Annotated in this window: 25 protein-coding genes; 14 read left to right on the top strand and 11 right to left on the bottom strand. The window is 69.6% G+C overall.

Translation table 11 applies throughout. The features are described 5' to 3' along the window. Positions 1-54: 54 nt before the first annotated feature. The gene (locus tag C471_RS00600) at positions 55-636 is read left to right on the top strand and encodes a DUF192 domain-containing protein (RefSeq protein ID WP_004045813.1); all 582 of its coding nucleotides are present in this window, start codon (positions 55-57) and stop codon (positions 634-636) included. Positions 637-642: 6 nt separating this feature from the next. Here the strand turns inward: C471_RS00600 and C471_RS00595 are convergent, their stop codons facing one another. Beyond that, positions 643-867: a hypothetical protein gene (locus C471_RS00595; RefSeq protein WP_004045812.1), complete on the bottom strand. Its 225-nt coding sequence runs from the start codon at positions 865-867 to the stop codon at positions 643-645. A gap of 207 nt (positions 868-1074) precedes the next feature. Between C471_RS00595 and folP the strand changes: the two genes are divergently transcribed. Further along, positions 1075-2304 (top strand): dihydropteroate synthase, encoded by a 1230-nt coding sequence (folP, locus tag C471_RS00590; protein WP_004045811.1) that lies wholly within the window; start codon positions 1075-1077, stop codon positions 2302-2304. 174 nt (positions 2305-2478) lie between these two features. After that, a complete protein-coding gene (locus tag C471_RS00585; RefSeq protein ID WP_004045810.1) occupies positions 2479-3198 on the top strand; it encodes a 6-hydroxymethylpterin diphosphokinase MptE-like protein in 720 nt (239 codons plus the stop codon). Positions 3199-3203: 5 nt separating this feature from the next. Here C471_RS00585 and C471_RS00580 read toward each other — a convergent pair whose 3' ends face one another. Beyond that, a complete protein-coding gene (locus tag C471_RS00580) occupies positions 3204-3977 on the bottom strand; it encodes a creatininase family protein (RefSeq protein ID WP_004045809.1) in 774 nt (257 codons plus the stop codon). A 138-nt stretch (positions 3978-4115) separates the two neighbouring features. On the opposite strand from C471_RS00580, the gene C471_RS00575 reads away from it, so the two are divergent. The 6 genes from C471_RS00575 to C471_RS00550 all read left to right on the top strand — a co-directional run bounded on the left by C471_RS00575 (position 4116) and on the right by C471_RS00550 (position 9367). Continuing rightward, positions 4116-4532, top strand: a complete 417-nt coding sequence (locus tag C471_RS00575) for a nascent polypeptide-associated complex protein (RefSeq protein WP_049908893.1) — start codon at positions 4116-4118, stop codon at positions 4530-4532. A gap of 10 nt (positions 4533-4542) precedes the next feature. Then, positions 4543-5283: a methyltransferase domain-containing protein gene (locus tag C471_RS00570; protein ID WP_004045807.1), complete on the top strand. Its 741-nt coding sequence runs from the start codon at positions 4543-4545 to the stop codon at positions 5281-5283. A gap of 46 nt (positions 5284-5329) precedes the next feature. Beyond that, complete coding sequence (locus C471_RS00565) at positions 5330-6376, top strand: transcriptional regulator TbsP domain-containing protein (RefSeq protein WP_004045806.1); 1047 nt, start codon at positions 5330-5332, stop codon at positions 6374-6376. Between the two features lie 25 nt (positions 6377-6401). Continuing rightward, on the top strand, positions 6402-7523 hold the full coding sequence (locus C471_RS00560; RefSeq protein ID WP_004045805.1) for a pyridoxal phosphate-dependent aminotransferase: 1122 nt from the start codon (positions 6402-6404) through the stop codon (positions 7521-7523). A 114-nt stretch (positions 7524-7637) separates the two neighbouring features. Then, positions 7638-8840, top strand: coding sequence for a methionine adenosyltransferase (locus tag C471_RS00555; protein ID WP_004045804.1), 1203 nt, complete (start codon positions 7638-7640; stop codon positions 8838-8840). A 74-nt stretch (positions 8841-8914) separates the two neighbouring features. Further along, positions 8915-9367 (top strand): DUF5804 family protein, encoded by a 453-nt coding sequence (locus C471_RS00550; RefSeq protein ID WP_004045803.1) that lies wholly within the window; start codon positions 8915-8917, stop codon positions 9365-9367. A 60-nt stretch (positions 9368-9427) separates the two neighbouring features. On the opposite strand, the gene C471_RS00545 is transcribed toward C471_RS00550, so the two are convergent. Together C471_RS00545 and C471_RS00540 are read right to left on the bottom strand one after the other, a co-directional pair. After that, positions 9428-11380 (bottom strand): sensor histidine kinase, encoded by a 1953-nt coding sequence (locus tag C471_RS00545; RefSeq protein WP_004045802.1) that lies wholly within the window; start codon positions 11378-11380, stop codon positions 9428-9430. Between the two features lie 159 nt (positions 11381-11539). Beyond that, on the bottom strand, positions 11540-12226 hold the full coding sequence (locus tag C471_RS00540) for a helix-turn-helix domain-containing protein (RefSeq protein WP_004045801.1): 687 nt from the start codon (positions 12224-12226) through the stop codon (positions 11540-11542). 146 nt (positions 12227-12372) lie between these two features. Here C471_RS00540 and C471_RS00535 point away from each other — a divergent pair, with 146 nt between their 5' ends. The 3 genes from C471_RS00535 to C471_RS00525 all read left to right on the top strand — a co-directional run bounded on the left by C471_RS00535 (position 12373) and on the right by C471_RS00525 (position 13945). Continuing rightward, positions 12373-13065, top strand: coding sequence for a hypothetical protein (locus C471_RS00535; RefSeq protein WP_049908901.1), 693 nt, complete (start codon positions 12373-12375; stop codon positions 13063-13065). Between the two features lie 22 nt (positions 13066-13087). Further along, positions 13088-13504 (top strand): hypothetical protein, encoded by a 417-nt coding sequence (locus C471_RS00530; protein WP_004045799.1) that lies wholly within the window; start codon positions 13088-13090, stop codon positions 13502-13504. 117 nt (positions 13505-13621) lie between these two features. Further along, the gene (locus C471_RS00525; protein ID WP_004045798.1) at positions 13622-13945 is read left to right on the top strand and encodes a DUF5789 family protein; all 324 of its coding nucleotides are present in this window, start codon (positions 13622-13624) and stop codon (positions 13943-13945) included. A gap of 45 nt (positions 13946-13990) precedes the next feature. On the opposite strand, the gene C471_RS00520 is transcribed toward C471_RS00525, so the two are convergent. The 3 genes from C471_RS00520 to C471_RS00510 form a co-directional block, all read right to left on the bottom strand. Then, positions 13991-14293 (bottom strand): PRC-barrel domain-containing protein, encoded by a 303-nt coding sequence (locus C471_RS00520; protein ID WP_004045797.1) that lies wholly within the window; start codon positions 14291-14293, stop codon positions 13991-13993. 92 nt (positions 14294-14385) lie between these two features. Beyond that, positions 14386-16620: an LUD domain-containing protein gene (locus C471_RS00515; protein WP_004045796.1), complete on the bottom strand. Its 2235-nt coding sequence runs from the start codon at positions 16618-16620 to the stop codon at positions 14386-14388. Next, a complete protein-coding gene (locus C471_RS00510) occupies positions 16613-17206 on the bottom strand; it encodes an LUD domain-containing protein (protein ID WP_004045795.1) in 594 nt (197 codons plus the stop codon). Before C471_RS00510 ends, C471_RS00515 begins: the two co-directional genes overlap by 8 nt. Before the next feature lie 120 nt (positions 17207-17326). Between C471_RS00510 and C471_RS00505 the strand changes: the two genes are divergently transcribed. Then, on the top strand, positions 17327-20422 hold the full coding sequence (locus tag C471_RS00505) for an FAD-binding and (Fe-S)-binding domain-containing protein (RefSeq protein ID WP_004045793.1): 3096 nt from the start codon (positions 17327-17329) through the stop codon (positions 20420-20422). A gap of 51 nt (positions 20423-20473) precedes the next feature. Here C471_RS00505 and C471_RS00500 read toward each other — a convergent pair whose 3' ends face one another. The 3 genes from C471_RS00500 to C471_RS00490 form a co-directional block, all read right to left on the bottom strand. Then, positions 20474-20683, bottom strand: coding sequence for a hypothetical protein (locus C471_RS00500; protein WP_004045791.1), 210 nt, complete (start codon positions 20681-20683; stop codon positions 20474-20476). 21 nt (positions 20684-20704) lie between these two features. Beyond that, positions 20705-21712, bottom strand: a complete 1008-nt coding sequence (locus tag C471_RS00495; RefSeq protein WP_004045789.1) for a DUF5787 family protein — start codon at positions 21710-21712, stop codon at positions 20705-20707. A gap of 61 nt (positions 21713-21773) precedes the next feature. After that, positions 21774-22220, bottom strand: coding sequence for a bis(5'-nucleosyl)-tetraphosphatase (locus C471_RS00490; protein ID WP_004045787.1), 447 nt, complete (start codon positions 22218-22220; stop codon positions 21774-21776). Positions 22221-22425: 205 nt separating this feature from the next. Between C471_RS00490 and C471_RS00485 the strand changes: the two genes are divergently transcribed. Further along, the gene (locus C471_RS00485) at positions 22426-22758 is read left to right on the top strand and encodes an uS10/mL48 family ribosomal protein (protein WP_004045785.1); all 333 of its coding nucleotides are present in this window, start codon (positions 22426-22428) and stop codon (positions 22756-22758) included. Between the two features lie 30 nt (positions 22759-22788). Here the strand turns inward: C471_RS00485 and C471_RS00480 are convergent, their stop codons facing one another. After that, positions 22789-24138 carry an MFS transporter gene (locus C471_RS00480; protein WP_004045783.1) on the bottom strand — a complete coding sequence of 450 codons (1350 nt, stop codon included), beginning with the start codon at positions 24136-24138 and terminating at the stop codon, positions 22789-22791. Between the last annotated feature and the right edge of the window lie 63 nt (positions 24139-24201).

Raw genomic sequence — 24201 nt, 5'->3', positions numbered from 1 at the left:
GGGACGAACGCCCCGTTCGCGAGGCATATACGGGTCCGGTCCGTATCCCCGCCAATGCGACGACGGGAAGTCCTCGCGGCGGTGAGCGCGGCGTCGACCGGCGGGATCGCGGGCTGTGGCGGAGGCGCTCCCATGGCTGACGACGGGGGCGACGGGGGCGACGGGGGCGACGGCGATGGCGGCGGCGAAACCGACATCGCCACCGACGACCTCCCGACCGACTGGCCATCCGGGACCTACGCCGACTACGAGTCGACCACCGTCACGGTTCGGAGCCCCGACGACGAGGTCCGAGGGATGGTGCGAGCCGCGATCGCGGATACGGGCGACAAGCGATATCTTGGACTGAGTGACGCGAGTTCGCTCCCCGAAAACGCCGGGATGCTGTTCACGTACTCGGCACCACGTGATACGCTGCGGTTCGTCATGCGTGAGATGGACTTCGGGATCGACATCGTCTACGTCGATGGCGACCGGACGATCACCCGGATCCACAACGCCCCGGAACCGGGTCCGAACGAGGACGGGAGCGAGCAGGGGTACGACGGCTCGGGGCAGTACGTGCTCGAAGTCCCCTACGAGTGGACCGACCGACGCGGCGTCGAGGTCGGGGACTCGCTGGCGTTCGATCTGTGACCCCGGTTATCGGGCCCCGTCGGTAACCGTCGGTTCGGGGGCGTTCAGCGATCGAGCGACGCCCGCTGTGAGCACGACGCTCATGACCGCGAACAGCGCTAACAGCGCGGCGGCGAACCCGGCCACGCCGACCGTGACGAGAAGTTGACTCCCGAGTAGTTCGCCCCCTATCGTCGCGACGAGGGCGGCCAACGCGAGTCCGATCAGGCGGTCTTCCGTTTTCGTGTCCATACTTCGAGTCCGTGCTGGACGGTATTAACGCGTGCCCGACGGCTGCCGTCGTGGCTCACACTGACACGTCACGTCGCGAGCGGAGGCCGATCGACGGCCCGTCGCCGGTCGACTCCGCCCGGTCGATCTATCGGCGGCCTCGCCCGCGCCGGTCGCTCCGCTCCGCGCACTCGTCCCGTTTATGTCGCTCGCGCCCGTGGTGAGCGTATGCGAAACGTGGACGCCGCGGGGCTCGGGATCGGCGACGACCACCCGCCCCGGATCATGGGCGTGCTCAACGTCTCCGCGGAGTCGCCGTACGACCCGAGCGTGTACGACGACCCCGGCGAGGCCGCCAAGTACGTCGACGAGGAACTGATCGGCGAGGGCGCCGACATCGTCGACGTGGGGCTCGAATCGGCCAACAAGGACTTAGAGGTGCTCTCTGCCGACCAGGAGTTAGCGCGGCTCGACACCGCGGTCGAGACCCTCGAATCGACCTCGGGCGACGCCGTCTGGTCGATCGAGACCCGCTACCACGAGGTCGCCGACGAGGCGCTCGCGCGCGGCTTCGACATGGTCAACGACATCTGCGGCTTCGCCGACCCCGAGATGCCACGCGTCTGCCGCGAGCACGACGCCGCGGTCTCGAAGATGGCCTCGCCGCCTGACCTGGATCGACCGGGGGCGATCGAGGACGTCGACGACATCTACGAGGCGCTCTCGCGGAACGGCCTCACCGACAAGACGATCCTGGACCCCGCGTTCGGCGGCTGGTCGGTCGAGAAGACACACGCCGACGACCGCGAGACGTTCCGCCGCCTGCGGGAGTTCCGGGGATACGGTCGCCCCCTCCTCGTCTCGATCAACCGCAAGAGCTTCCTCAAGACGATCGCGGGACGGAGCACCGAGGAGGCCCTCCCGGTGTCGCTGGCGGCCACTTCGATGGCGGTCGAGCGCGGCGCACACGTGATCCGCACCCACGACGTGGCCGAGACGCGAGACGCCGCCCTCGTGGGGGCCGAGTTCGCTCGCAATCGGGTCCGATCGGACGCCGAGGCCGGTGATATCGCCGTCGAGGAGCTCGACGTGACGACCGTCCGGGAGGCCGAACGCCACCTCGACCGGCTCGCCGCCGACCCCGAAGTCGCCGGCGACGCCGTCGTCCGCACCTACGAGCTCGGCGGGCTCACCGACGAGGCCGTCGGCGCGCTCCGGGCGGCGACCGCCGACCTCGGCGTCGGCGCGGCGTTCGCGCTCGCCGGCTCCGCCTCCCACGAGGTGACGGCCTCGCCCTCAGCCACCGACGGGGGGGCATCCGACCGCACCGGCGCCGGCGGGGGAGCCGGGCTCCTCGTCGGGACGCCGGCCGCGCTCTCCGAAGTTCGATCGTCTGCTTCGAGCGTTTCAGGCGCTCTCGACGCCGTGTTGGAAACGATCGACGGCACCTCCAAGTAAGAGAAAGTTTATGCCGTCGTGTAGACAACCCGTCCAGTGGACGCCGGAGGGGCACGCGGGTAGGGGTACTCAGTGCTACTCCGGCCCATACCATATTCCGCTCCGCCAGCGGCGGCGCCGTCCGGCGCCGCGGTCGAGCCGCTGTACCGGCGCGCCGGCGGCGAGTGATCCGAAATGAACTTCGAGACCTTCGAACCCGTCTACGAGGCGATCCTCGCGGACTTCGGCTTCGACCGAGCGGCCGACGAGCGCGCCCGCGACGTCGCCGCCGATATCGCGACCCCCTTCCCCCTCGGTCGGCTCGACGACTGGCGCGGCCGGACGGTGGCGATCGCGGGCGCCGCCCCCCGCCTCGCCGACGAGGTCGACGTCGCCCGCGACGCCGACGTCGTCGTCGCCGCCTCCACCGCCGCCGACGCGCTCCGCGATCGGGGGGTCACAGTCGACTGCATGGTGACCGACCTCGACAAGAACCCCGAGACTGCGGCGGAACTCACACGCGAAGGTGTTCCGGTCGCGGCCCACGCCCACGGCGACAACATTCCCGCGGTCCGCGAGTGGCTCCCGCGGTTCGCGGACGACGCGACGCTCGCGACGACGCAGGCAGCCCCGGTCGGACCGGTCCGGAACCTCGGCGGGTTCACCGACGGCGACCGCGCCGCCTTCCTCGCGGACCACGTCGGCGCCGGGCGCCTCGTCTTCCCCGGCTGGGACTTCGACGACCCGGACGTGGATGCGATGAAGGCGCGGAAGCTCGACTGGGCCGCGCGGCTGCTGCGCTGGCTGGAGCGCCGGCGCGGCGAGCGGTTCGCCGTGCTCGACGGGCGCCGGGAGGAAGCCGATGCCGCGCTCGATCCGGTTCTCCGCGGACGCGACGGTGTCGACGACGTTTAAAAGGGCTACTCCACGCGATCCTTCGGCAACAGCTCCGCGCGGTCGCGGGCGCCGAGCCACTCGACCAGTTGGACGAGCTGGTCGCTCGCGGCCTCGAACAGCCGCGCCGCCTTCTCCTCGGTCACGTCGGTCGGGTCGCCGAACGCCCCGTTCGCGGAGTTGTCGATCGAGTCGTAGAACGTCCGGGCGCCGTGGACCACCGCGTCCGACTCGTCGAGGTGGACGAGCCCCTCGTCGCGGGCGTCTTCCAGCCGGTCCGCGTCGACCAGCTCCGGTGCGATGTGGGTGATCATCGCGGTCTCCTTCGGTCCCGCGTGGGGGCCGTTGTGCTCGAACAGGTCGTCGACGAGCTCCGGGATCGACTCGTCCCACATCCACTCGATGGCGTACGCCGTCTCGTCCTCGTGGAGTCGGCGCCCGACCTCACGGAGGTGCTGGACGTTGCCGCCGTGGGCGTTCACGAACACGACGCGGTCGATCCCGTGGTACGCGAGGTTCCGCGTGAACGACTCGACGTAGTCGCGGAACTCCGGCGGGTCGACCCACATCGTTCCAGGAAACTGCCGGTGGTGGGGACTGACGCCGACGGTGACCGTCGGGGTGCGGACGGCGCCCGTCTCCTCGGCGGCCGCGGTCGCGAGCGCCTCGGCGATCAGGTGGTCGGTCGCCAGCGGCAGGTGCGGGCCGTGCTGTTCGGTGGAGCCGAGCGGAACGAGCGCGACGGACTCGTCTCCGAGCGCCTCCCCGAGCTCCGGCCACGTGTGGTCGGCGAGATACATACCCGACCTCGGGTTCGGGGACGTATGAAACCCGCTTTCTCGGACGCGTTCGCCGGGAGGGGAACTCCTAGCGACCCCGAGCGGCGCCGTCGGCCCGTGTCGCCACCCTTTTTGTGTCGTCCCGCCGAATTCGGGCGTATGTTCGGAGGAGGCGGCATGAACCCGCGAAAGATGAAACAGATGATGAAACAGATGGGGATCGACGTCGAGGAGATCGACGCCGAGCGGGTCGTCATCGAGACGGCCGACGGCGACGACCTCGTCTTCGACGGCGCCGACGTGACCAAGATGGACGCCCAGGGCCAGGAGACCTACCAGATCGTCGGCTCGCCCGACGCGGTCGCCGACGCCGGCGCCGGCGGGAGCCCCTCTGCGGTCGAGGGCGGCGACGGGTCGGTCGACGCGACGGAACGCGACGCGGGCGTGACCGACGCCATCCCGGACGAGGACGTGGCGCTCGTCGCCGAGCGCGCGGGCGTCCCGCAGTCGGCGGCCCGCGAAGCCTTGGAGAACGTCGACGGCGACCTCGCGGCTGCCATCGCGGAGCTGGAGTGACTGATCCGGCGTGACCGACGCCGCGTACCTGCTGGTCCACGAGGACCGGGAGTACCTGCTGGAGCCGGGCGAGGAGTTCGGCACCGACCTCGGCGTGCTCGAGGTCCCCGAAGACGTCGAGGGCGGCGACACCGTGGAGACCCACCTCGGCACCGTCTTCGAGGTCCGCGAGCTCCGCGGTCCGGACCTGTTCAACCACCTCGAACGCACCGGCGCGCCGATGATGCCCCGAGACGTGGGGCTCGTGATGGGCCACACGGGCGCGTCGGGCGGCGACCGCGTGCTCGACGCCGGGACGGGGACGGGGATCCTCGCGGCGTACCTCGGCCGCGCCGGCGCCGACGTGACCACCTACGAGATCGACGCCGACTTCGCCGAGGTCGCTCGCGGGAACATGGCGACCGCCGGCGTGACGGACCGCGTCGAGGTCCGAACCGGCGACCTCACCGAGGAGCTGGACGCGCTCGCCGACGAGGACTCCTTTGACGTGTTAACACTCGACACTGGCGACGCCCCGGCGGTCGTCGAGCGCGCGGACGACCTCCTGGTCTCCGGCGGATGTCTCGCCGTGTACTCCCCGTTCGTCGAGGGGACCCGCGAGGCCGCCCTCGCCGCCCGCGAGGCCGGCTTTGAAGGCGTCGAGACGCTCGAAACGATCCAGCGCGAGATGGACTTCTCAGACCGCGGTTCCCGCCCCTCTACCGCGGGCGTCGGCCACACCGGGTACCTGGTGTTCGGCCGGGCGCCGTAGCCCGAGCGGCGCAACGTTCTTTCCGATTCCGCCGGCTACGGAGCGTATGGCTTCGCCGACGACCGGCGACGACTCAGTTGACGGCGACCGCCCCAGCGAGGGCGACGGCCTCGGAGACGACCCCTCACCGGTCGCCGTCGCGCTCGACGAAGCCGACGACGGGCTCGTCCAGGCGATCGAATCGGCGCTCGCCGGCCGGTCCGAGGTCGTCGCCGTCGGCGTCCCGCTGGCGCTTCTCCCGCCGGTACTCGCCGCGAGGGACCGCACGACGGACGGCACGTGGCGCCTCGCCTGTCGGCCGGGCGTCGCCGAGGCGCTCGGTCAGGCGTTCGTCCTCGGTACCGCGGTCGCCGAGGCGGTCGCGGAGGGGGCGATCGAACTTCGGACCGGGACCGATCTCGTCCGCCCCCGTCCGGAGATCGGTCCCGGACGGATCCTGTTCGCGTCGTCGGACCGCGTCGACGCGGTCGCCGGCCCGGAGGGGAGCCGGACGCTCGTCGGTGAGGAAACGGCGGAACGCGTCGCGCCCGCGGTCCGGGCGGTGCGCCGGCGGTTCGCGGCGGCGACGCCCGCGTCGGTCGACATGCCCGCGCGAAGCCGTCTGGTCGCGGCCGCCCGCGAGACGCTCGACGACCGGTTCGCGGACGACGTGGCGGCGGCGCTCGACGCCCTCCCGTACGGCGCGGTCGGCCGGACCGGCGAAGTCACCGACCGGACGCTCCTGGTCGCGCTGGCGGCCCGGCACGACCACCTGCTGTGGGACCTGCGGCGGTGGATCGGCGACGAGAGCACCGAGAGCGGGGCGGGTAGCGAAGGGGTCGGGATCGCCGCGGGACAGGACCTCACCGACGACCGTCGCGCCCTCGTGCGACGCGGCCTGATCGAGGCGATCAAGGTGCCCGCGGGCGACGGTCGGCCGCAGCTCCGACTTCGCGCCGTCGACGACGCGCTGCTTCGCGCGACGCCGGGAGAGGTGCTCAGCGTGCTTCGCGGACGGTTCGCGCTCCCGCTCGACGGAGACGGGACGATCCAGCGCCCCCAGAACGAGGAGCGGCGCCCGGTGTGGGAGCGGGCGCGACGTGACAAGAACTAACTCCCGGCGGCGCCCCCGAACGGGTATGCCGAACTTCTCCGACAGGGTCGAGCGGATCTCGATCAGCGGGATCCGCGAGGTGTTCGAGGCGGCCGGCGACGACGCGATCAACCTCGGGCTCGGCCAGCCCGACTTCCCGACGCCGGACCACGCGCGACGGGCGGCGGTCGACGCCATCGAAGCCGGGAAGGCCGACGCCTACACCGAGAACAAGGGGACGCGATCGCTGCGCGAGGCGATCGCAGAGAAACACCGGACCGACCAGGGAATCGACCTCGACCCGAGTAACGTCATCGCTACCGCGGGCGGGAGCGAGGCGCTCCACGTCGCCTTAGAGGCGCACGTCGACGACGGCGACGAGGTGTTGATCCCGGACCCGGGGTTCGTCTCCTACGACGCGCTGACCAAGCTGACGGGCGCGGAGCCGGTCCCGGTCCCGCTGCGCGACGACCTCACGATCGACCCCGCCGCGATCGAGGCGGCGATCACCGACGACACCGAGGCGTTCGTGGTGAACTCGCCCGGCAACCCGACCGGAGCCGTCTCCTCCGAGGATGACGTGCGCGAGTTCGCGCGGATCGCCGACGAGCACGACGTGCTCTGCGTCTCCGACGAGGTGTACGAGTACACCGTCTTCGACGGGGACCACCGCTCGCCGATGGAGTTCTCCGAGACCGACAACGTGGTCGTGATCAACTCCGCCTCGAAGCTGTTCTCGATGACGGGCTGGCGGCTCGGCTGGGTGTACGGCTCGGCCGAGCGCGTCGACCGCATGCTGCGGGTGCACCAGTACGCGCAGGCCTGCGCGTCGGCGCCCGCCCAGTACGCCGCCGAGGCCGCGCTGCGGGGCGACCGCGGGATCGTCGACGAGATGACCGCCTCCTTCGAGCGCCGGCGCGACCTCCTGCTCGACGGCTTCGACGACATCGGGATCGACTGCCCGACGCCGCAGGGCGCGTTCTACGCGATGCCGCGGGTGCCCGAGGGGTTCGTCGACGAGTGTCTCGACCGCGGCGTGGTCGTCGTTCCCGGCGAGGCGTTCGGCGAGGGCGGGCGCGGCCACGCCCGGATCTCGTACGCGACGGACGAGAGCGAGCTTCGCGAGGCGCTCGACGTGATGGCGGACGCCTACGAGGCGGCGAAGTAAGGGTCGGGAGCGACGAGATACTGGCAACACCTGCCAAACAATAACTATAGAACATTACCCAGTGGCGGGAGGTTTCCGCAAGTTATACTGCCGCCGGTGAAGTACCGGGTGGTAATGGACCGGAACATTCAGGTCAGCCGCCTCGATCGCCGCGCGGTCGAGGACCAGGAGGTCGAAATCGTCGAGCGGAAGGGTGTCGGCCACCCGGACTCGATCTGCGACGGTATCGCTGAGTCGGTGTCGCGCGCGCTCTCGCAGCTCTACTTGGACCGCGTCGGGAAGGTGCTCCACTACAACACCGACGAGACGCAGCTGGTCGCCGGGCGCGCCGCGCCCGCCTACGGCGGCGGCGAGGTCGTCGAACCGCTCTACGTGCTCATCGTCGGGCGCGCCACGAAGGAGTACGAGGGCGAGCAGCTCCCGGTCGACTCGACCGCGCTCGCGGCCGCCCGCGACTACCTCTCCGAGGCGATCCCGGAGCTGGAGTACGGCACCGACGTGGTCGTCGACGTGAAGCTCGGCGAGGGCTCGGGCGACCTCCAAGACGTGTTCGGCGAGGACACCCAGCAGGTCCCGATGGCCAACGACACCTCCTTCGGCGTCGGGCACGCCCCCCTGACGGAGACGGAGGCGATCGTCTACGAGGCCGAGCGCGAACTCAACACGACCTACCACTCGGACCACCCCGAGCTCGGACCGGACGTAAAGATCATGGGCAAACGCGAGGGCGACCGGATCGACATCACCGTCGCGGCCGCGATGGTCGACCGGTACGTCGACGACCTCGACGACTACGACGACGCCGTCGCCGACGTACGCGAGTTCGTCACCGAGCTGGCCGAGGCGCGCACTGACCGCGAGGTTCACGTCGACGTCAACACCGCGGACGACTACGACGAGGGCTCGGTGTACCTCACCGTCACCGGCACCTCTGCCGAGCAGGGCGACGACGGCTCCGTGGGGCGCGGCAACCGCGCGAACGGGCTCATCACCCCGAACCGACCGATGTCGATGGAGGCGACCTCCGGGAAGAACCCCGTCAACCACATCGGGAAGATCTACAACCTCCTGTCGACCCGAGTCGCGGAGTCCGTCACCGAAGAGGTCGACGGGATCCGCGACCTGCAGGTCCGCCTGCTCTCGCAGATCGGGCGCCCGATCGACGAGCCCCACGTCGCCGACGCGCAGCTGGTCACCGAGGAGGGGATCGAGGTCGACGACATCGAAGACGAGGTCGTCGCCATCGTCGACGAGGAGCTGGCGAACGTCACCGACGTGACCCGTAGCGTCATCGACGGCGACGTGTCGACGTTCTGAGCCGGCGACAGGGGGCCGCGGAGCCGACCCCACCGACCGCAACCGATTTGTGGAGCGACCGAGTCCGATCGCGTGTGACGCGGGTGTGTCTCCTCGGCGATCCGGACGTGAACCTCACCTACGAGCTGCTGTCCCGCGAGACGGCTCGGGACGCGCTCGCGACCTACGAGATCGAGGAGCCCTTCGAGAACAGCGTCGCCGTCGACACCGTGAGCCTCGGCGCGGCGGTGTCGCTTCTGAACGACATCAACTGGTACCTCGTGCGCTTCGTCGACGAGGCGCTCGTCCGCGAGCCGTCGGTCTCGCCCGACGAGTGGCTCTCCCGCGACCTCGCCCGCGAGGTGCGCGACGGCGCGGTCCCGCCGGAGGAGACCGACCAGCGCCTGAAGGTGTTCGGGCTCGTCGACGGTCGACCGGTCGAGCCCCTCTACGTGCGCCGGACGCAGGGGGAGACGCCCGAGTACGACCTCCGAGACGTCGACGAGACGGTGGTCGTCCGGGTGAGTGAATCGGAGTTCTCTGGGTGAGTGAATCGGAGTGTCGATGTCAGACGGGAGCGAGGTCGTCCGGGACTCGAAGCGCGGCCCTCAGTCGGAACGCCCCGTTTCCTCGCCCTCTTGCGGTTGGGGATCCGCAAACTCGACGGCGGTTATCTCGAACCGAGCTCCCCCCTCCGCCCCCTCGGTGACCGCGATCTCCCACCCGTGGGCGTCGACGATCTGCTTGACGATACTCAGTCCGAGGCCGTTTCCGTCATCGCTCGTCGAATAGCTGGTGTCGAACACCCGGTCGCGGTCCGCCTCGGGAATGCCGGGACCCGTGTCCTCGACGTAGAACCCGTTTCGGCACTCGCCGACTCGCACCGTCACGGTGTCGCCCCCGTGTTCGATCGCGTTTCGAATGAGGTTCTCAAGCAGCCGCTTGAGGCGGGGCTCCGACGCTCTGACCGCACCGCTAACGTCGAGCGTGAGCACGGCGTCGCGGGTGTCGACGTGCTTCCAGCACTCCTGACAGAGGGCCCGGAGGTCCACGACCTCGGTCCCGCTCACGTCGATCCCCTCCCTGGCGAGCGCGAGGAGATTGACGATGAGATCGTTCATGCGTTCGTGTGCCTGGTCCACCTGTGCGAGTTCGGGGCTGTCGTTCTCCTCGCGGGCGAGCGTGAGGTATCCCCGAGCGACGCTCAGCGGGTTTCGCAGGTCGTGTGAGACGGTGCTCACGAACTCTTCGAGACGTTCGTTCGTCCGCTTGACCTCCTCTCGCTCCGTAATGTCGATATACATCGCGAGCGTTTCCACGCTCCCGTCGGACTCGTTGCGGTGGGGAACGTCTCGCATGTGCGTCTCGACGACTTCGCCGTCGGCGGTCACCAAGCGACGGTGCGGGGTCGTCTGCGCCTCGTCGAAGCCGCGATCGCCGCCGGTTTCGAGCACGTCTTTCGAGCCGGGCGCGTAGAACTCCGCCAGTTCGCGCCCGACGATCGCCTCGTCGTCGTATCCGACCGCGTCCGCGAACCGCTGGTTACACTCCGTAACGACTCGCCGCCCGTCCTCGACGGTCGTGATAACGGCCATCACCGGGGCGTTTTCGAACAGCCTTCGATACCGCTCTTCGCAGCGCGTCGAGAGCGTCGCGAACTCCTCTGCCCGTCGACTGAGCCGTTCCTCTCGGGCCTTGCGCACGGTGATGTCTTGGACGACGCCCCGGAGGGACTCCACGTCCCCGTTTTCGGTCTCGGGGACGCCGATCACGCGGAGCCAGCGCGTCTCTCCGTCTGAGGGGCGATAGCGGACGTCCGTATCGAACGGCTCCCCCGTTTCGAGCGCCGACTCGATCGCGGTTTCGAGGGCGGTCCGGTCCCCGTCGTGGCGGTTCTCAAGGGCGCCGTCGAGTGTCACCTCCTCGCCGTCGAGCGTCGGTCCCTCGCCGTCGAGCCCCAGCAGGTCGGACAGGTGATCGCTCCACACCAGCTCCCTCGTGTCCGGATCGATCTCCCAGCCGCCGACGTCCGCGATTCGGGTGGCCCGTCTGAGCGGGCCTCCCCCGCGTTCGAGTTCTCGTTCGAGCAAGTGTGCGATGAGCTCCGCAACCAGCATCTCACCGGCGGTGAACGGCTCGGATCTCGGCGCGGTAGCGACGAAGCAGACGGTCCCGAACGGCTCTCCGTCGACGACGAGCGGCGTTCCGTGATAACACCGGAGCCCGCGGATTTCGAGGGCGGGGTCGTCTTCCCACCCCTGACCCGGGGCGTCGTGAAGCGCCAGCTCGGAGTCCGATTCGATCGCGTGCCGACAGTAGGTCGTCTCAAGGTCGAGCACCGGGTCGGGCGGAAACCCCCCGTCGGGCGAACCGGTACTGACGAGCGCCTCCCAACGACCCGCGTCGCTGTCGATCCGTGCGAGATGAGCGCTGTCGGCGTCGAGAAACTCCCGTCCGAGTTCGAGCGCGCGGCGCGCCTTCTCCTCGAACGGGACGTCTCGGCGGAGCGCTTCGTATAGCCGGCGTCGGACGGTGTCGGTCGCGTCGAGAGGAGTTGTCATTCGATATTGATATCGTACTGATAGGTTCGGATGGGCTGGGTCGGCACTATCCGTCGCGTTGTCTACCGCGTTACGGGTATAAACCCACTCGCCCTGAACAGGAATAACCGTGCCCTGTGTCCTGCTTGTACTGACAGGGGTATACAAATACTCCCGGAGCTAGTCCCGAGACGTCTCTGGGAGGTTGAGCGTGTCGAAGACGACGTTTCGCACGCCCCGACGAACCCGTTCGGAGGTCGCCTGTTGGGTGATTCCGAGTTCGTCACCGATCGCTTTCAGGTTCGTCTCGCGGGGGATATCGAAGTATCCGTCCTGCGCGGCGACGGTCAGCGCTTCGCGTTGCTGCGGCGTCAGCGTCTTCGAATCACGACCGCTCGAATTGGTGAGTTCGTAGATGCTGTCGATGGTGAAATCGGTGATCTCGTTGTCGGCGAGGTACTGATAGAACTCGGCGACGCGCTGGTGCTTCTCGAACCGGAACCGGAGCCGCCAGTAGTGGTTGCTCGCCTCGCCTTCGAGAATCGACCCCTGCGCCGAGATGATCCCCTTGATGATGTCGAGGTCGTCGAGGACCCACTCGATGCGGTAGAGGTAACTGCGGTTTCCCGAGTTGTTGACCGACAGATCGTCGAGCACGGTGACGTCGTCGGTCTTCCCACTCTCGTCGAGCGTGTCGGTCAGTTCGTCGAGCGTCTCGGGAGGGCCGGTCACCCAGACGTACGGAATCGCACGGTCTTCCGTCGGGACGATCCGTTCGAGCTCGGCCTCCAACCCCTCGTACCGGCTGATGAAGTCGCCGAGCGCGAAGCGATCGGTGGAGATCGAGAATTCGACAAGGATGCTCATACCGTCGCCTTGTCACTACCAGAATTATAACTCATCGTGTTTTCAGTTCGGAGGGTAGCGACAATCGGCGACCGACTCGGGAGCCTCAGGGGCGGTTCCGCCGGAGACGGGTTGAAAGGGATCCGGACCAAACACGTGTTATGGGACTGAAATCTGACGGCGACGCGGAGCTCCACGAGATCGATCGCTTCGGCCGCGGCGTCGGCTGGATCGCGTACCCGGACGAGGGGATGGAGCGGGCGAGCCACGCGGTCGCGGTCCCGAACGAGGAGAGCGAGACGGACGACGTGTGGGTGTTCGACCCGGTCGACGCGCCCGGCGTCGACGACCTGCTCGAAGGGCTCGGGGCGGTCGCGGGCGTCGTGATCGGGCTCGACCGTCACAAGCGCGACAGCGCCGAGATCGCGACCCGACACGACGTTCCCGTCTACGTCGCAGAGTGGATGACCGGCGTCGCCGACGAGATCGACGCGCCCGTCGAGCGGTTCGGCTCGCGGGTGGCCGACTCGGGGTTCGAGGCGTTCCGGATCCGCGACTCGTCGGTCCCGCCGTGGCAGGAGGTCGGCTTCTTCGACGGCGAGACGCTGATCGTCCCCGAATCGCTCGGCTCCGCCTCGTACTTCCGGGGCGACCGCGAGCGGCTCGGCGTCCACCCGATGCTGCGGCTGACGCCGCCGATCGAGGCGCTCTCCGGGCTGAACCCGGAGCGGGTTCGCGTGGGGCACGGCGTGGGCGTGGACGAGCGGGCCGCCCTCGCCGTCGAGGACGCGCTCTCCGGGTCGCGCCGCAAGGCGCTCGGCCTCTACGCGAAGACGCTCCGCTCGGCGATCGGGATCTGACCGTGTCGGTACCGCTCCGCTCGTGATCCACGTCACGCGCGACCTGTTGACGGTGCTGCTCGACCACGCCGCCGAGCGCGACCCCGAGGAGACGAGCCTGAAGCTCTCGGCCACGCGGGCCGGCGAGTTCGGCGAGGACACCGGGCTCGATCCGGTGACTCCAGTGCTCACCCACTTCACGCCTGCGGGCGTCGGCGGGTCGGTGAACGCGGTGTTCGGCGTCGACATCGGGACGCCCGCGGGCCGGGGCGGCGCGCGGTTCGTCTCGCACCCGGACGGGTTCCTCGGGGTGTCGAAGACGGACGACCTCGCGGCGGTCGTGCTCGTCACCGTTCCGCCGTACGACGACGATTCGGTCGCCGCGTTCGATCGCGCCGGCGACGGGATCGAGCTCGGGGTCCTCGACGCGGCGCCGCCGGAAGAGACGCTCCCGGAGTGATCGCGTCCCGGAGTGGTCACGTCTCGGAGTGGTCGCGCCCAAGAGACGGACAGCGATCTATCGGCGCCCGCGATCCGAGCATGGGTTTAAAACGTCCCGAGCGAGTACCGTCCCGCAATGGCAGCACGCCCACCCGGCGGCGGATCCTCGGAGCCGGACGCGATCGAGTTCGGTATCGCCGTGCTCGACGAGCGGATCGAGGAGGCGGAGGTGTCGTTCCCGGCGACGGCCGAGGAGGTCCGAGACGCCCTCGGCGACCGTGAGATCCCCTACGACGCTAAGGGCCGGACGATCACGCTCGGCGAGGCGCTCGACGAGGTGCCACAGAGCCGGTTCGAAAACGAGACGGAGTTCCTCGACGCGCTGTACCCGGTGTTCGACCGCAAGCGGCGGGAGGGCGGCGGATTCCTGACGAGCCTGCGAGACGCGCTCCCCTTCTGACGCCCTCGACCGTCCGCTGGGCCCGCCGGACTGCCCGGTCGTTCGCTAGACCTCCACTTCCGGCTCGGCCTCGGCCTCGTCGCTCCCGGTGTCGAGCCGTTCGATGATGTCGTTGATCAGCACCACGTCGCCGACGGCCCGGACCCACCGGTACGGGACGATGACGCCCGTGTTCCCGCCGACGCGACCGGCGAACAGCTCGTGGTTGAGTTCCGCGAGCGCGAGCCCGGTCACCGACTGCGCGTCCAGATCGAGGCGTACGTCCTCGATCTCGCCGACGAAGACGCCGTTGTTCGAGTACACCTCGCGACCGACGAGAGACGTGATCTCTTCCGGAGCAGCGTTCATATGCGATACGGTCACGAGCGCGCCTATTAAGCGTTCGTTGTCGAACGACGCCCGTCAGACGGAGCGGGCGGGATACGGGGTGAGGAGAGGGGTCACTCCCGCGGCGCGACCAGCTCCACCGGGTGCATCGGCGGCGTCCCCAACAGCGCGTCCAGCTGTTCGCCACAGGAGGTGCCGGAAGCGACGACCGTGCGGTCGGTGTCGCCGAACTGCTCGCGGAGGGGCTCGCCCACGTCCATGCTCAGCTCGTAGTAGTCCGTCTTGTAGCCGAACGAGCCGGCCATCCCGCAACACTCCGTCTCGGAGACGCGCACGTCGTAGCCGAGCCGTTCCATCACGGCGGTCGCGTGCTCGCCGACGCCGATCGTCCGCGCCTGGCAGTGCGGGTGGTAGGCGACCCGCTTCCCCGAGGCGACCGGTCCCGTGCCTTCCGCGGGCGCCCGGAGCGCGCCCGGGTCCCCGCCGTTCTCTAGCAGTCCGAAGACGTACTCCATCACGTCGTAGCTTGCGTCGGCGAGCCGCTCGAACGACGACGCCGGGAGGAGCTTCTCGTACTCGCTCCGGAACATCGCGAGGTCGCTCGGCTCGACCACGACCACGTCGCGGCCGGCGTCGACGTGAAGCGCGAGCCCGGCGTACGCGTCTTCCGCCGACGATTTCGCGGTCGAGATCATCCCCTGCGACAGCGGCGGCCGGCCGCTTCCGGGGAGGTCGGGAACCCGGACGTGAACCCCGAGCGCCTCCAGCGCGCGCACCGCCGCCTTCCCGCGGTCGACGTCGACGTAGTTTGTCGCCGTGTCGGGGTAGAGCACGGCTTCTCGGGCCGCGTCGTCCGCGGGGACCGCGGCGCCGCCCCGACGCTCGAACCAGTCGACGAGCGACTCGCTCGCGAACTCGGGCAGGTCGCGTCGACGGTCGATCCCTGTCACGCGCTCGGCCAGCGCGCGGAGCGGGCCGGCGTCGGCGAGCCGATTCGCGATCGGTGCGGCGAGGCTCCCCAGCTTCGCGACCGTCTCGTAGTTGCCGACGACCCGCGTCCCCAGATCGAGTCCCGCGGGCTCCTCGTCGGGGACCAGCTCCTCGAACAGCCAGTCGGTCTGCCCGGAGTCGACCTCGCCGCGGTTGATCCGATCGCGGACGACCGTGTTGATCCACGGGATGTCGATCTCGACCGGACACGCCGGGACGCAGCGCGAACAGCCGGTGCACAGGTCATTGAACTCGGCGGCGGTATCGAGCCCCTCGATGCCCGCCTCCCAGCCGGTCGCGATGCCGCCGGAGTACGTCTCGCCGCCGAACGCGTGGCCGCCGACGCTCTGGAAGTTGCCGCAGGCGTTCGAGCAGGCGGAACACCGGATGCAGTAGAGCGTCTCCTTCAGCTCCTCGTCGTGGCGCATCGCCATGCGCCCGTTGTCGATGAGGACGAGGTGGAAGTCGCGGTCGTCCCCCGAGCCGTCGGCGAGGGGATCCGCGTCGTTCCGGAAGTCCGGCACCGGCGATCCGACGGGCGGGGTCAGCGTCGAGATGTAGGAGGTCACGTCCTGTCCAGTCCCGGACCGACCGATCAGCTCGACGAACGGGGCGAAGTCCTCGACGGTCGGGACGAGCTTCTCGACGCCCGCGACCGCGACGTGCGTGTCGGTCGCGGTCACCGTCTTCCGCGCGTTGCCCTCGCTGGTGACCAGGAGCATGGTGCCGGAGTCGGCCGCGATGAAGTTCGCGCCGGTCATCCCCACGTCGGCGTCCTCGATCAGCTCTCCGAGCCGCTCGCGGGCGAACATGGTGAGCTCCTCGGCGGTCTCCGGCGGGTCGTCGAGGTCGAACCGCTCCGCGAACAGCTCCGAGATCCCCTCGCGGGACTTGTGGATCGCCGGCGCGACGATGTGAGAGGGCGCCTCGTCGGCCAGTTGCAGGACCCACTCGCCGAGGTCGGTCTCGACCACCTCCACGCCCTCCTCCTCCAGCGCCTCGTTCACCTCGATCTCCTCGGAAGTCATCGACTTCGATTTCACGAGGCGGTCGGCGTCGCGCTCCTCCGCGGTCAGCTCCGCGATGTACCGGTTCGCGTCGGCGGCGTCGTCGGCGAGGTACACCGTCCCGCCGTTGGCTTCGACCGACTCTTTCACCCGGTCGATCAGCTCCGGCAGTCGGCCGATGGCGTCCTCCTTGATCTCGCGGGCGTCGCCTTTCAGCTCCTCGTAGTCGTCGAGCCGCCCGGTCGACTCGATCCGCCCCTCGTTGAACCCGCGGGTGTTCTCGGCGACCGCGTCGCCCTCGGTGGCCATCAACTCGCGGATGCGGTCGGCCTTCGAGGCGTCGCTACTCATCGTCGGTCGCCTCCGATTCGTCCGCCCCCGACTCGCCCGCCGCGTCCCCGTCCGCCCCCGACTCGCCCGCCGCGTCCCCGTCCGCCTCCTCGTCCCGCAACAGCACCACGTGAACCTCCTTCGGCCCGTGTGCGCCGTGGACCAGCCCGCCCATGTCGGCGGTGGCGCTGGGACCGGTCGCGAACACCACGTCGCTCGACTCGTCGCGCGCCCTGGGCCCGAGCCACTCGAACGCGTCCGGCATGTCCGGGACGAGGTCGGCCTCGCGGAGGACGACGACGTGGCGGTCGACGAAGAGGCTCACCGGCTCGGTTCCCGCTCTGTCGGCCTCGATCGCGACGCTGCCGTACGCGGCGACGCCGAGTTCCGCCGCGGTGACGCCGGTGTGAGCCTCGCGGAGGTCTGCGGTCGTCGGCTCGGTCTCGACCCGGTCGGGGAGCTCGGCGGCGGCGCGCGCGACGCCGACGGCCGGCTCACCCGCGGCCTCGTCAACCAACTCCGCGCACGCGCTCCGGGGGCCCTCGGTGACCGTCACACCGAGGTCGTCGAGTCGACGCTTGAACGTCGTTCGGTCGGCGAGTGACATGTCGGGTTGTCAGGCGGCGAGTATATGGAGTTTGTGTCGCCTCCCGGGGTCCGGGAGGGGGAAACCCGCGGCCCGCCAGCCGGGGGGAGGTTTTTCATCGTTCGACCGAGAGGGGTTCGCATGGCGACCAACACGCCGGACCCGCGAGACGGGGGAGACTTCGACTACACGGGCGGGACGGTGGAGCGGCCAGAACTCGTCGATGCGCTGGAGGACCGCGTCGACGGCGACGTGCGCTTCGACGAGTATTCGAAGCGGCTGTACGCGACCGACGCGTCGGCGTACGAGGTCACGCCGATCGGCGTCGTGATGCCGGAGTCGACGGCGGACGTGGCGGCGGTCCAGGAGTACTGCTCCGAGGAGGGAATCCCGGTGTTGCCCCGCGGCGGCGGCACCTCGCTCGCGGGACAGACCGTCAACGAGGCGGTCGTCCTCGACCTCACCGACTCGATGGACGAGGTGATCTCGACGGACCCCGACGCGGCGACCGCCCGGGCGCAGGCGGGGGCGTACGTCGGCGACCTCAACGCCGCGGTCGAACCCGACGGGCTGAAGTTCGCGCCCGACCCGGCGTGGCGCGACAAGTCCGCGATCGGCGGCGCGATCGGCAACAACTCCACCGGGTCGCACTCGCTGAAGTACGGGAAGACCGACCACTACGTCGAGGAGCTGGAGGTCGTGCTCGCGGACGGGACGGTGACGACGTTCGGCGAGGTCGCCGTCGAGGAGCTCAGGGAGTCCGCTGACCCCGACGCCGACGACCTCCTGCCGCGGATCCACGCCGAGGTCGTCCGGATCCTCGACGAGGAGGCGGAGGCGATCGACGACCGCTTCCCGGAGATGAAGCGGAACGTCTCCGGCTACAACCTCGACCGCCTGCTCGCCGAGTACCGGGGCGAGTACCGCGAGGAGGGCGTCGTCAACCTCGGTCGGCTCATGGCCGGCAGCGAGGGGACGCTCGCGACGGTGACGGAGGCGACCGTCTCGCTCGTCGAGATCCCGGAGACGAAGGCGGTCGCGCTGCTCACCTACGACGACCTCCTCGACGCGATGGAGGACGTGTCGCCGATCCTCGAACACGGCCCCGCGGCCGTCGAGGTGATGGACGACGTGCTCCTGGGGCTCGCCGCCGACACGCCGGAGTTCGAGGACGTCGTCGGGATGTTGCCCGAGGGGACCGACTCCGTCCTCCTCGTCGAGTTCTACGCCGAGAGCGACGCCGAGGGAAAACGGAAGGTCGCGGACCTGATCGCGGACCGGGTGGGCGCCGCCGACGAGGCCGTCGCCGACGCGGATGCCGTCGCCGACGCGGTCGTCCCCGAGACCGAGGCCGACCCGCGGGAGGGCGCCGACGAGACGACGAGCCAGCCGCGCCGCGCGGTCGACGCGATGGAGGCGCACGACCCCGAGAAGCGCGACCGGTTCTGGAAGATGCGCAAGTCCGGGCTCCCGATCCTCCTCTCGCGCACCACCGACGAGAAGCACATCTCCTTCATCGAGGACTGCGCGATCCCCCCGGAACACCTCCCCGAGTACACCCGCGAGTTCCAGGAGATCCTCGACGACAACGACACCTTCGCGACGTTCTACGCGCACGCCGGGCCGGGCGTGCTCCACGTCCGACCGCTGATCAACACGAAGGACGTCGACGACGTGGACGCGATGGTCGACATCGCCGACCGCGTCACCGACGCCGTGGTCCGGCTCGGCGGGTCGGTGTCGGGCGAGCACGGCGACGGCCGCGCTCGGACCCAGTGGAACCGGAAGCTGTACGGCGAGGACCTCTGGGACGCCTTCCGCGACCTGAAGACCGCCTTCGACCCCGACTGGCTGCTCAACCCGGGGAACGTCTGCGGCGACTTCGACATGGGCGAGAACCTCCGGTTCGGCTCGGAGTACGAGTACGACGCCGGCTTCGACCCCGCGATGGAGTGGGCGATCGACAACGGGATGCAGGGGATGGTCGAGCTCTGTCACGGCTGCGGGGGCTGCCGGGGTCCACAGGAGACCACCGGCGGCGTGATGTGTCCGACCTATCGCGCTTCCGAGGAGGAGATACAGGCGACTCGCGGCCGGGCGAACATGCTCCGCGGAGCGATGAACGGCGAGCTCCCGGACGACCCGACCGACGACGAGTTCGTCACCGAGGTGATGGATCTGTGCGTCGGCTGTAAGGGCTGTAAGGTCGACTGTCCGAGCGGCGTCGACATGGCGAAGCTCAAGGCCGAGGTCGAGCACGCGCACCACGAGGAGCACGGGATCGACCTCCGCACGCGACTGCTCGGGAACTTCGAGCGGCTGGCACCGCTCGGCTCGGCGCTCGCGCCGCTCTCGAACCTCCACGCGAAGCTCCCCGGAGCCGGCCTCGTCACCGAGAAGGTACTCGGGATCGCGAAGGAGCGCGACCTCCCCACGTTCCGCTCGGAGAGCCTGACCGACTGGTTCGAGGCCCGCGGGGGCGCCGGGGTCCCCCGCGCCGAGGCCGACCGCGACGTACTCCTGTTCCCCGACGTGTACACCACCTACACGAACCCCGGCGCGGGGAAGGCCGCGGTGCGCGTGCTGGAGGCCGCGAACTGCCACGTCGCGATTCCGGACGTGGACGGGAGCGGTCGCCCGCCGCACTCGAAGGGGATGCTCGACGAGTCGCGCGCGGCGGCGAGGGACGCCGTCGAGACGCTCGCGCCGGACGTGCGAGACGGCTGGGACGTGGTCGTCGTCGAACCCACCGACGCCGTGATGCTCCAGAGCGACTACCACGACCTGCTCGACGGCGACGCCAGCGACGTGCCCGACGCCGACGTGGCGACCGTCTCGGGGAACACCTACGGCGTCATGGAGTACGTCGACGCTCACCGGCTCGACGAGGGGATCGCTCTCGACGCGCCAACGGAGTCGCTCACCTACCACGGCCACTGTCACCAGAAGGCGACGAAGAAGGACCACCACGCGGTCGGCGTGCTCCGGCGCGCGGGGTACGGGGTCGACCCGCTCGACTCCTCCTGTTGCGGGATGGCGGGCTCGTTCGGCTACGAGGCCGAGCACTACTCGATGAGCAAGGCGATCGGCCGAGTCCTCTTCGATCAGGTCGCGGAGAGCGACGGCGACGAGGTCGTCGCGCCCGGCGCCTCCTGCCGGAGCCAACTGAAGGAGCGCGACGGCGGTGCCCCCGAACCGCCGCACCCGGTCGAGAAGCTGGCGGCGGCGCTCGCGTAGGCGGGGGCCGCGGGTCGTCCGCGGGCGACTCGGCCGGTTCCGACGTGACCCTTACTCCCCGTTCGATCGCACGTTCGCCACGACGAGAGCGATCAGGTATGAGAAGGCCGGGAACATAACCGCGACCGCGATGAGGAACGCCGGGTCGAGTCCGGCTGGGTCGTCGGAGAGCCAGCCGGTGTACTGGAGGACCGCCAGCGTGAGGACCACGACCGCCGTGTTGATCGCGTACTCGGAGAGCGACGGGTTCGGGACCCTCATACGGCCGGTTGGCGCCGCCGCTCACTCAACGCTTTCGGCCCGGTCTCGCTCGCGCGCTCGCCGTCGGGCCAACACCCGCTTGAACCCCTTCCCGGGGCCGCCCTCGATCGGCCAGCCCTTCGTCCGCCACTGCGGCGGCTCGGGCGAGAACGAGGGGCAGGAGCCCGAGCACTCGCGGGAGGTTGGAACCTTCTCCTTGGCCGCGCAGTACGGAACGAGGGCCCGCCCCTCGCGCCGCAGTTCGAAGTGCCGACAGTCGGGTCGCATCGTCTCGTGGTACGAGCGCCACCCCTTCCCGTAGGCGCGCTCGGCGATCTCCAGCCGCAGCGTCTCGGTCTCGGGGTCGCGGCGCTCTCCCTCCGCGGGCGCCAAACCGCTCGGGTGCCACGCCACGTCGGCCGCGTCGGCGTCGACGCCCCCGGAGAAATCGGTCGCGAGGATGCCGGCCTCGACTGGCAGCTCGCGGAGCAGCGCCGGCTCGACGCGCTCGCCGGTCGTCTCGGTGGCGAGCCACGCCTCGTCGGCGAGGCCGGTCTCCACGTCGTGAGCCAACTGATCGGCGAGCCTGTCGGCCGCGGATCGGTCCAGGTCCGGCTTGTTCTCGATCGCGACGATCCGCTCGACCCAGTCCGGGTACGGTCGCTTCCGGCGGATCCGGATCCGGTTGCCGTCGCGGCGCTTCTCGATCAGATCACGGCCCGCGGTCCGGTGGACGGCCTGTCGGACGTAGCGCCACGGGTAACCGGGATGCGGAAGCGCGTCGCGGTACCACGCCCACTCGGCGGGGGCGTGGCGCACGACGTGGAGGAGGTCGGAGTCCATGGTCCGGTCTCCGAACCGGCGCCGGGCCGCGAACGCCGCCGGATCGACCTCGATCACGAGAGTGTCCCAGCGGCGCTCCTTGGTCCCCAGTTGGCGGGCGACGATCGAGGGACGGAGATCGTCGCCGAGGCCGTCGCTCGGATGCCACGCAAGTTCGGCGTACCGACAGACCAAGAGCTCGTAGCTGAACTCGGCGTCCGGAGTCACGGTTGCGGTAGTCGGCCGGTGTTTAAAAGTGAACGGGGCGGGGCAGCGCGGGACGACCCGATCAGACGTAGTCGCCCGTCTCCTCGTCTTTCCGCTCGTCGAGGTAGTCGTGGGCGTCTTCGAGGATCTCGCGGGGCCCGGTCTGCGTGATCGTGTTGAGCGCCTGGTCGTAGTCGCGCCACTGCAGGTCGCGGTGTTCGTTCGAGATCTCGGCGCTCGCTTCGAACGAGCGCGCGATGAACAGGTGAACCGTCTTGTGGATGGTGTTGCCGTTCGCCTCGAACACGTAGTCGTACTCCTTGCGGAAGCCGTCGATCAGCCGGAAATCCTCGATCCCGGCCTCCTCGCCGACCTCCCTGATCGCCGTCTGCTGGAGCTCCTCGTCCCCCTCGACCCCGCCTTTGGGGAACTCCCAGTCCCCCGGCCGGCTCTTCAGGAGCAAGTACTCCCGTTCGCCGCGGGTGTCGCGGAAGAGGATGGCTCCAGCGCTGGTCGCTTCGACCGTCATTACCGTCAGGTAAGCAACCGCCCCTAAAGAGGGTGTCGGAGTCGCGAATGCACCGGCCGTTGCAGCCGTTTTCGACCGATCTACGCGGCGTTAGTCGCCCGACACAGAGGTTTTTATACGACGCTCTTGAGGCTGGATGTAGCGTCTCGCGCTCGGTAGATGCGTTTTTACTCCTCGGGCCTCCATACCCGGACGACCCCCAGCCATGACCTTCGTCACGAAACTCTCCTTCGCCTCCGGCGACCGCGACGTGCTCGCCGAGACCGTCCAGGATCTCAAGTCGACGCTCGAACGCAAGGGCGCGGAGTGCAAGGGCCCGCACGCCACGCCCGCCGAGACCGTCCGCGTCCCGCTTTACAAGCAACTCCGCGCCGGCGACGAGTTCTCGCCGTGGAGCTACGACGTGTACAAGCGCTCGATGGAGATCCACGGCGCCGACGACATCGCCCGCGCGGTCGTCGCCCGCGACTTCCCCGACTCGATCCACGTCGAGGTCGAGGTCGACCAGAAGAAGCCGCTCGGCCACCGCCGGGACTGAGTTTCAAGGGATCCACCGACCCCCCGCGCCTCAGTCGTCGTCGCCGGTCGCGACGACCCGCTCGCCGGAGACGAGCCACCCGTCGTCGTTCGCGCGCTCCGCGATCTTCGGCTGGAACACCCACGCCGTGAGCGCTAGGATCGGGATCATCGACGCGCCGACGATCGCGTAGCCGACGTGGAGGTTCGGGAGGTACGCGGCGGAGAAGGCGAGCGGGTAGACGACCCCGCCGACCGTGCCGATCCCGCCGACGATCCCCGCGACCGACCCGGAGTTGTCGGGGAACATCGCGGGCACCTGCGCGAAGATCGCGCCCTCGGAGAACGCGCAGCCGACCCCCACGAGGAAGCCGGCGCAGACCGCGACGTAGATGTTCCCTGTCAGGCCGGCGAGCGTCATCCCGAACATCGACAGCACGACGAACCCCAGCGTGGCGAAGGTCCACTGGTTGCGGTACTGCCCCTCGAAGACGGGGAGCAGGCTCGTCTCGTTGCGGGCGACGCGGTCGCTGACGTACCCCCCGATCGGCCGGAGGAGCCCGGCGGCGACCGAAAAGGAGGCCGCGAACGTCGCCGCGATCACCACGTCGCCCTGCCCGAACGCCTCGCGGTAGTAGGTCCCGAGCCAGCCGTTCATCGCGAGCTCGAGCCCGAACGTCATCGCGTACGCCACCGAGAGGACGACCGCGCCGTAGCGGGTTGCGATGAAGCGCCACTGGTCCCAGCTCACGCCCGCCTTCGTCGCCTCCCGCTTCGCCTCGCTCTTCGCGGCGTCACCGAAGACGTAGTAGACGGTCCCGAGCAAGACGGCGAGCACGCCCGTGTAGAAGAACGCGGCCCGCCAGTTCGACGAGGTGGCGAGGAACGCCGAGCCGAAGATCGGGTCGACGTATCCCTCACCGAAGATCCGCGGCAGGGTGAAGTACGCGCCCAGCCCGGCCCCGGCGTTGCCGATCCCGGCGAAGATCCCCTCGGCGGTGCCGAGGTTCTCCTCCTCGAACCACTCGGCGACGTGCTGGATCCCGATGACGAACGTGATCCCCGACAGCGACGCGACGATCCGCGACCCGATGAACACCTCGTACGACTGCGAGAACGCGCTGACGATCGCGAACGCGCCGACCGTCACGAGCGTGACGCCGCCCGTGACGTTCGCCCCGAACCGGTCGGTCAGCGGCCCGATGACGATCCGACCGAGCGGGACGGCGACGACGGCGGCGCTCGCGACGACGCCGAGCTGCTGGACCGAGAGGCCGAACTCCTCGGCGATGCCGCCGGTGAACGGCGCGAACGAGAACCAGATCACGAACCCGAGGTTGAACATCGCCGTCGCGAGGACCAGGTTCCGGTACTTCCCGTACAGCAGGTCGGTGAGCTTCACCGCGAGTCACCTCCCGCGGAGCGACCGAGGGCGGTTGCGTCGTCGTGAGCCTCACTCGTCCGA

The sequence above is a fragment of the Halorubrum saccharovorum DSM 1137 genome, from assembly GCF_000337915.1.
In the GTDB taxonomy this organism is placed as follows: Archaea; Halobacteriota; Halobacteria; order Halobacteriales; family Haloferacaceae; genus Halorubrum; species Halorubrum saccharovorum.
Note: the sequence above shows the minus strand (reverse complement) of the source record. Positions and strands in the feature narration are given on the sequence as shown.

Bases quoted from the DNA above. Each gene is read 5' to 3' on its own strand.
- C471_RS00600 (WP_004045813.1), top strand. From the start codon at position 55: ATGCGACGACGGGAAGTCCTCGCGGCGGTGAGCGCGGCGTCGACCGGC.
- C471_RS00595 (WP_004045812.1), bottom strand. From the start codon at position 867: ATGGACACGAAAACGGAAGACCGCCTGATCGGACTCGCGTTGGCCGCC.
- folP (WP_004045811.1), top strand. From the start codon at position 1,075: ATGCGAAACGTGGACGCCGCGGGGCTCGGGATCGGCGACGACCACCCG.
- C471_RS00585 (WP_004045810.1), top strand. From the start codon at position 2,479: ATGAACTTCGAGACCTTCGAACCCGTCTACGAGGCGATCCTCGCGGAC.
- C471_RS00580 (WP_004045809.1), bottom strand. From the start codon at position 3,977: ATGTATCTCGCCGACCACACGTGGCCGGAGCTCGGGGAGGCGCTCGGA.
- C471_RS00575 (WP_049908893.1), top strand. From the start codon at position 4,116: ATGTTCGGAGGAGGCGGCATGAACCCGCGAAAGATGAAACAGATGATG.
- C471_RS00565 (WP_004045806.1), top strand. From the start codon at position 5,330: ATGGCTTCGCCGACGACCGGCGACGACTCAGTTGACGGCGACCGCCCC.
- C471_RS00560 (WP_004045805.1), top strand. From the start codon at position 6,402: ATGCCGAACTTCTCCGACAGGGTCGAGCGGATCTCGATCAGCGGGATC.
- C471_RS00555 (WP_004045804.1), top strand. From the start codon at position 7,638: ATGGACCGGAACATTCAGGTCAGCCGCCTCGATCGCCGCGCGGTCGAG.
- C471_RS00545 (WP_004045802.1), bottom strand. From the start codon at position 11,380: ATGACAACTCCTCTCGACGCGACCGACACCGTCCGACGCCGGCTATAC.
- C471_RS00540 (WP_004045801.1), bottom strand. From the start codon at position 12,226: ATGAGCATCCTTGTCGAATTCTCGATCTCCACCGATCGCTTCGCGCTC.
- C471_RS00525 (WP_004045798.1), top strand. From the start codon at position 13,622: ATGGCAGCACGCCCACCCGGCGGCGGATCCTCGGAGCCGGACGCGATC.
- C471_RS00520 (WP_004045797.1), bottom strand. From the start codon at position 14,293: ATGAACGCTGCTCCGGAAGAGATCACGTCTCTCGTCGGTCGCGAGGTG.
- C471_RS00515 (WP_004045796.1), bottom strand. From the start codon at position 16,620: ATGAGTAGCGACGCCTCGAAGGCCGACCGCATCCGCGAGTTGATGGCC.
- C471_RS00510 (WP_004045795.1), bottom strand. From the start codon at position 17,206: ATGTCACTCGCCGACCGAACGACGTTCAAGCGTCGACTCGACGACCTC.
- C471_RS00505 (WP_004045793.1), top strand. From the start codon at position 17,327: ATGGCGACCAACACGCCGGACCCGCGAGACGGGGGAGACTTCGACTAC.
- C471_RS00500 (WP_004045791.1), bottom strand. From the start codon at position 20,683: ATGAGGGTCCCGAACCCGTCGCTCTCCGAGTACGCGATCAACACGGCG.
- C471_RS00490 (WP_004045787.1), bottom strand. From the start codon at position 22,220: ATGACGGTCGAAGCGACCAGCGCTGGAGCCATCCTCTTCCGCGACACC.
- C471_RS00485 (WP_004045785.1), top strand. From the start codon at position 22,426: ATGACCTTCGTCACGAAACTCTCCTTCGCCTCCGGCGACCGCGACGTG.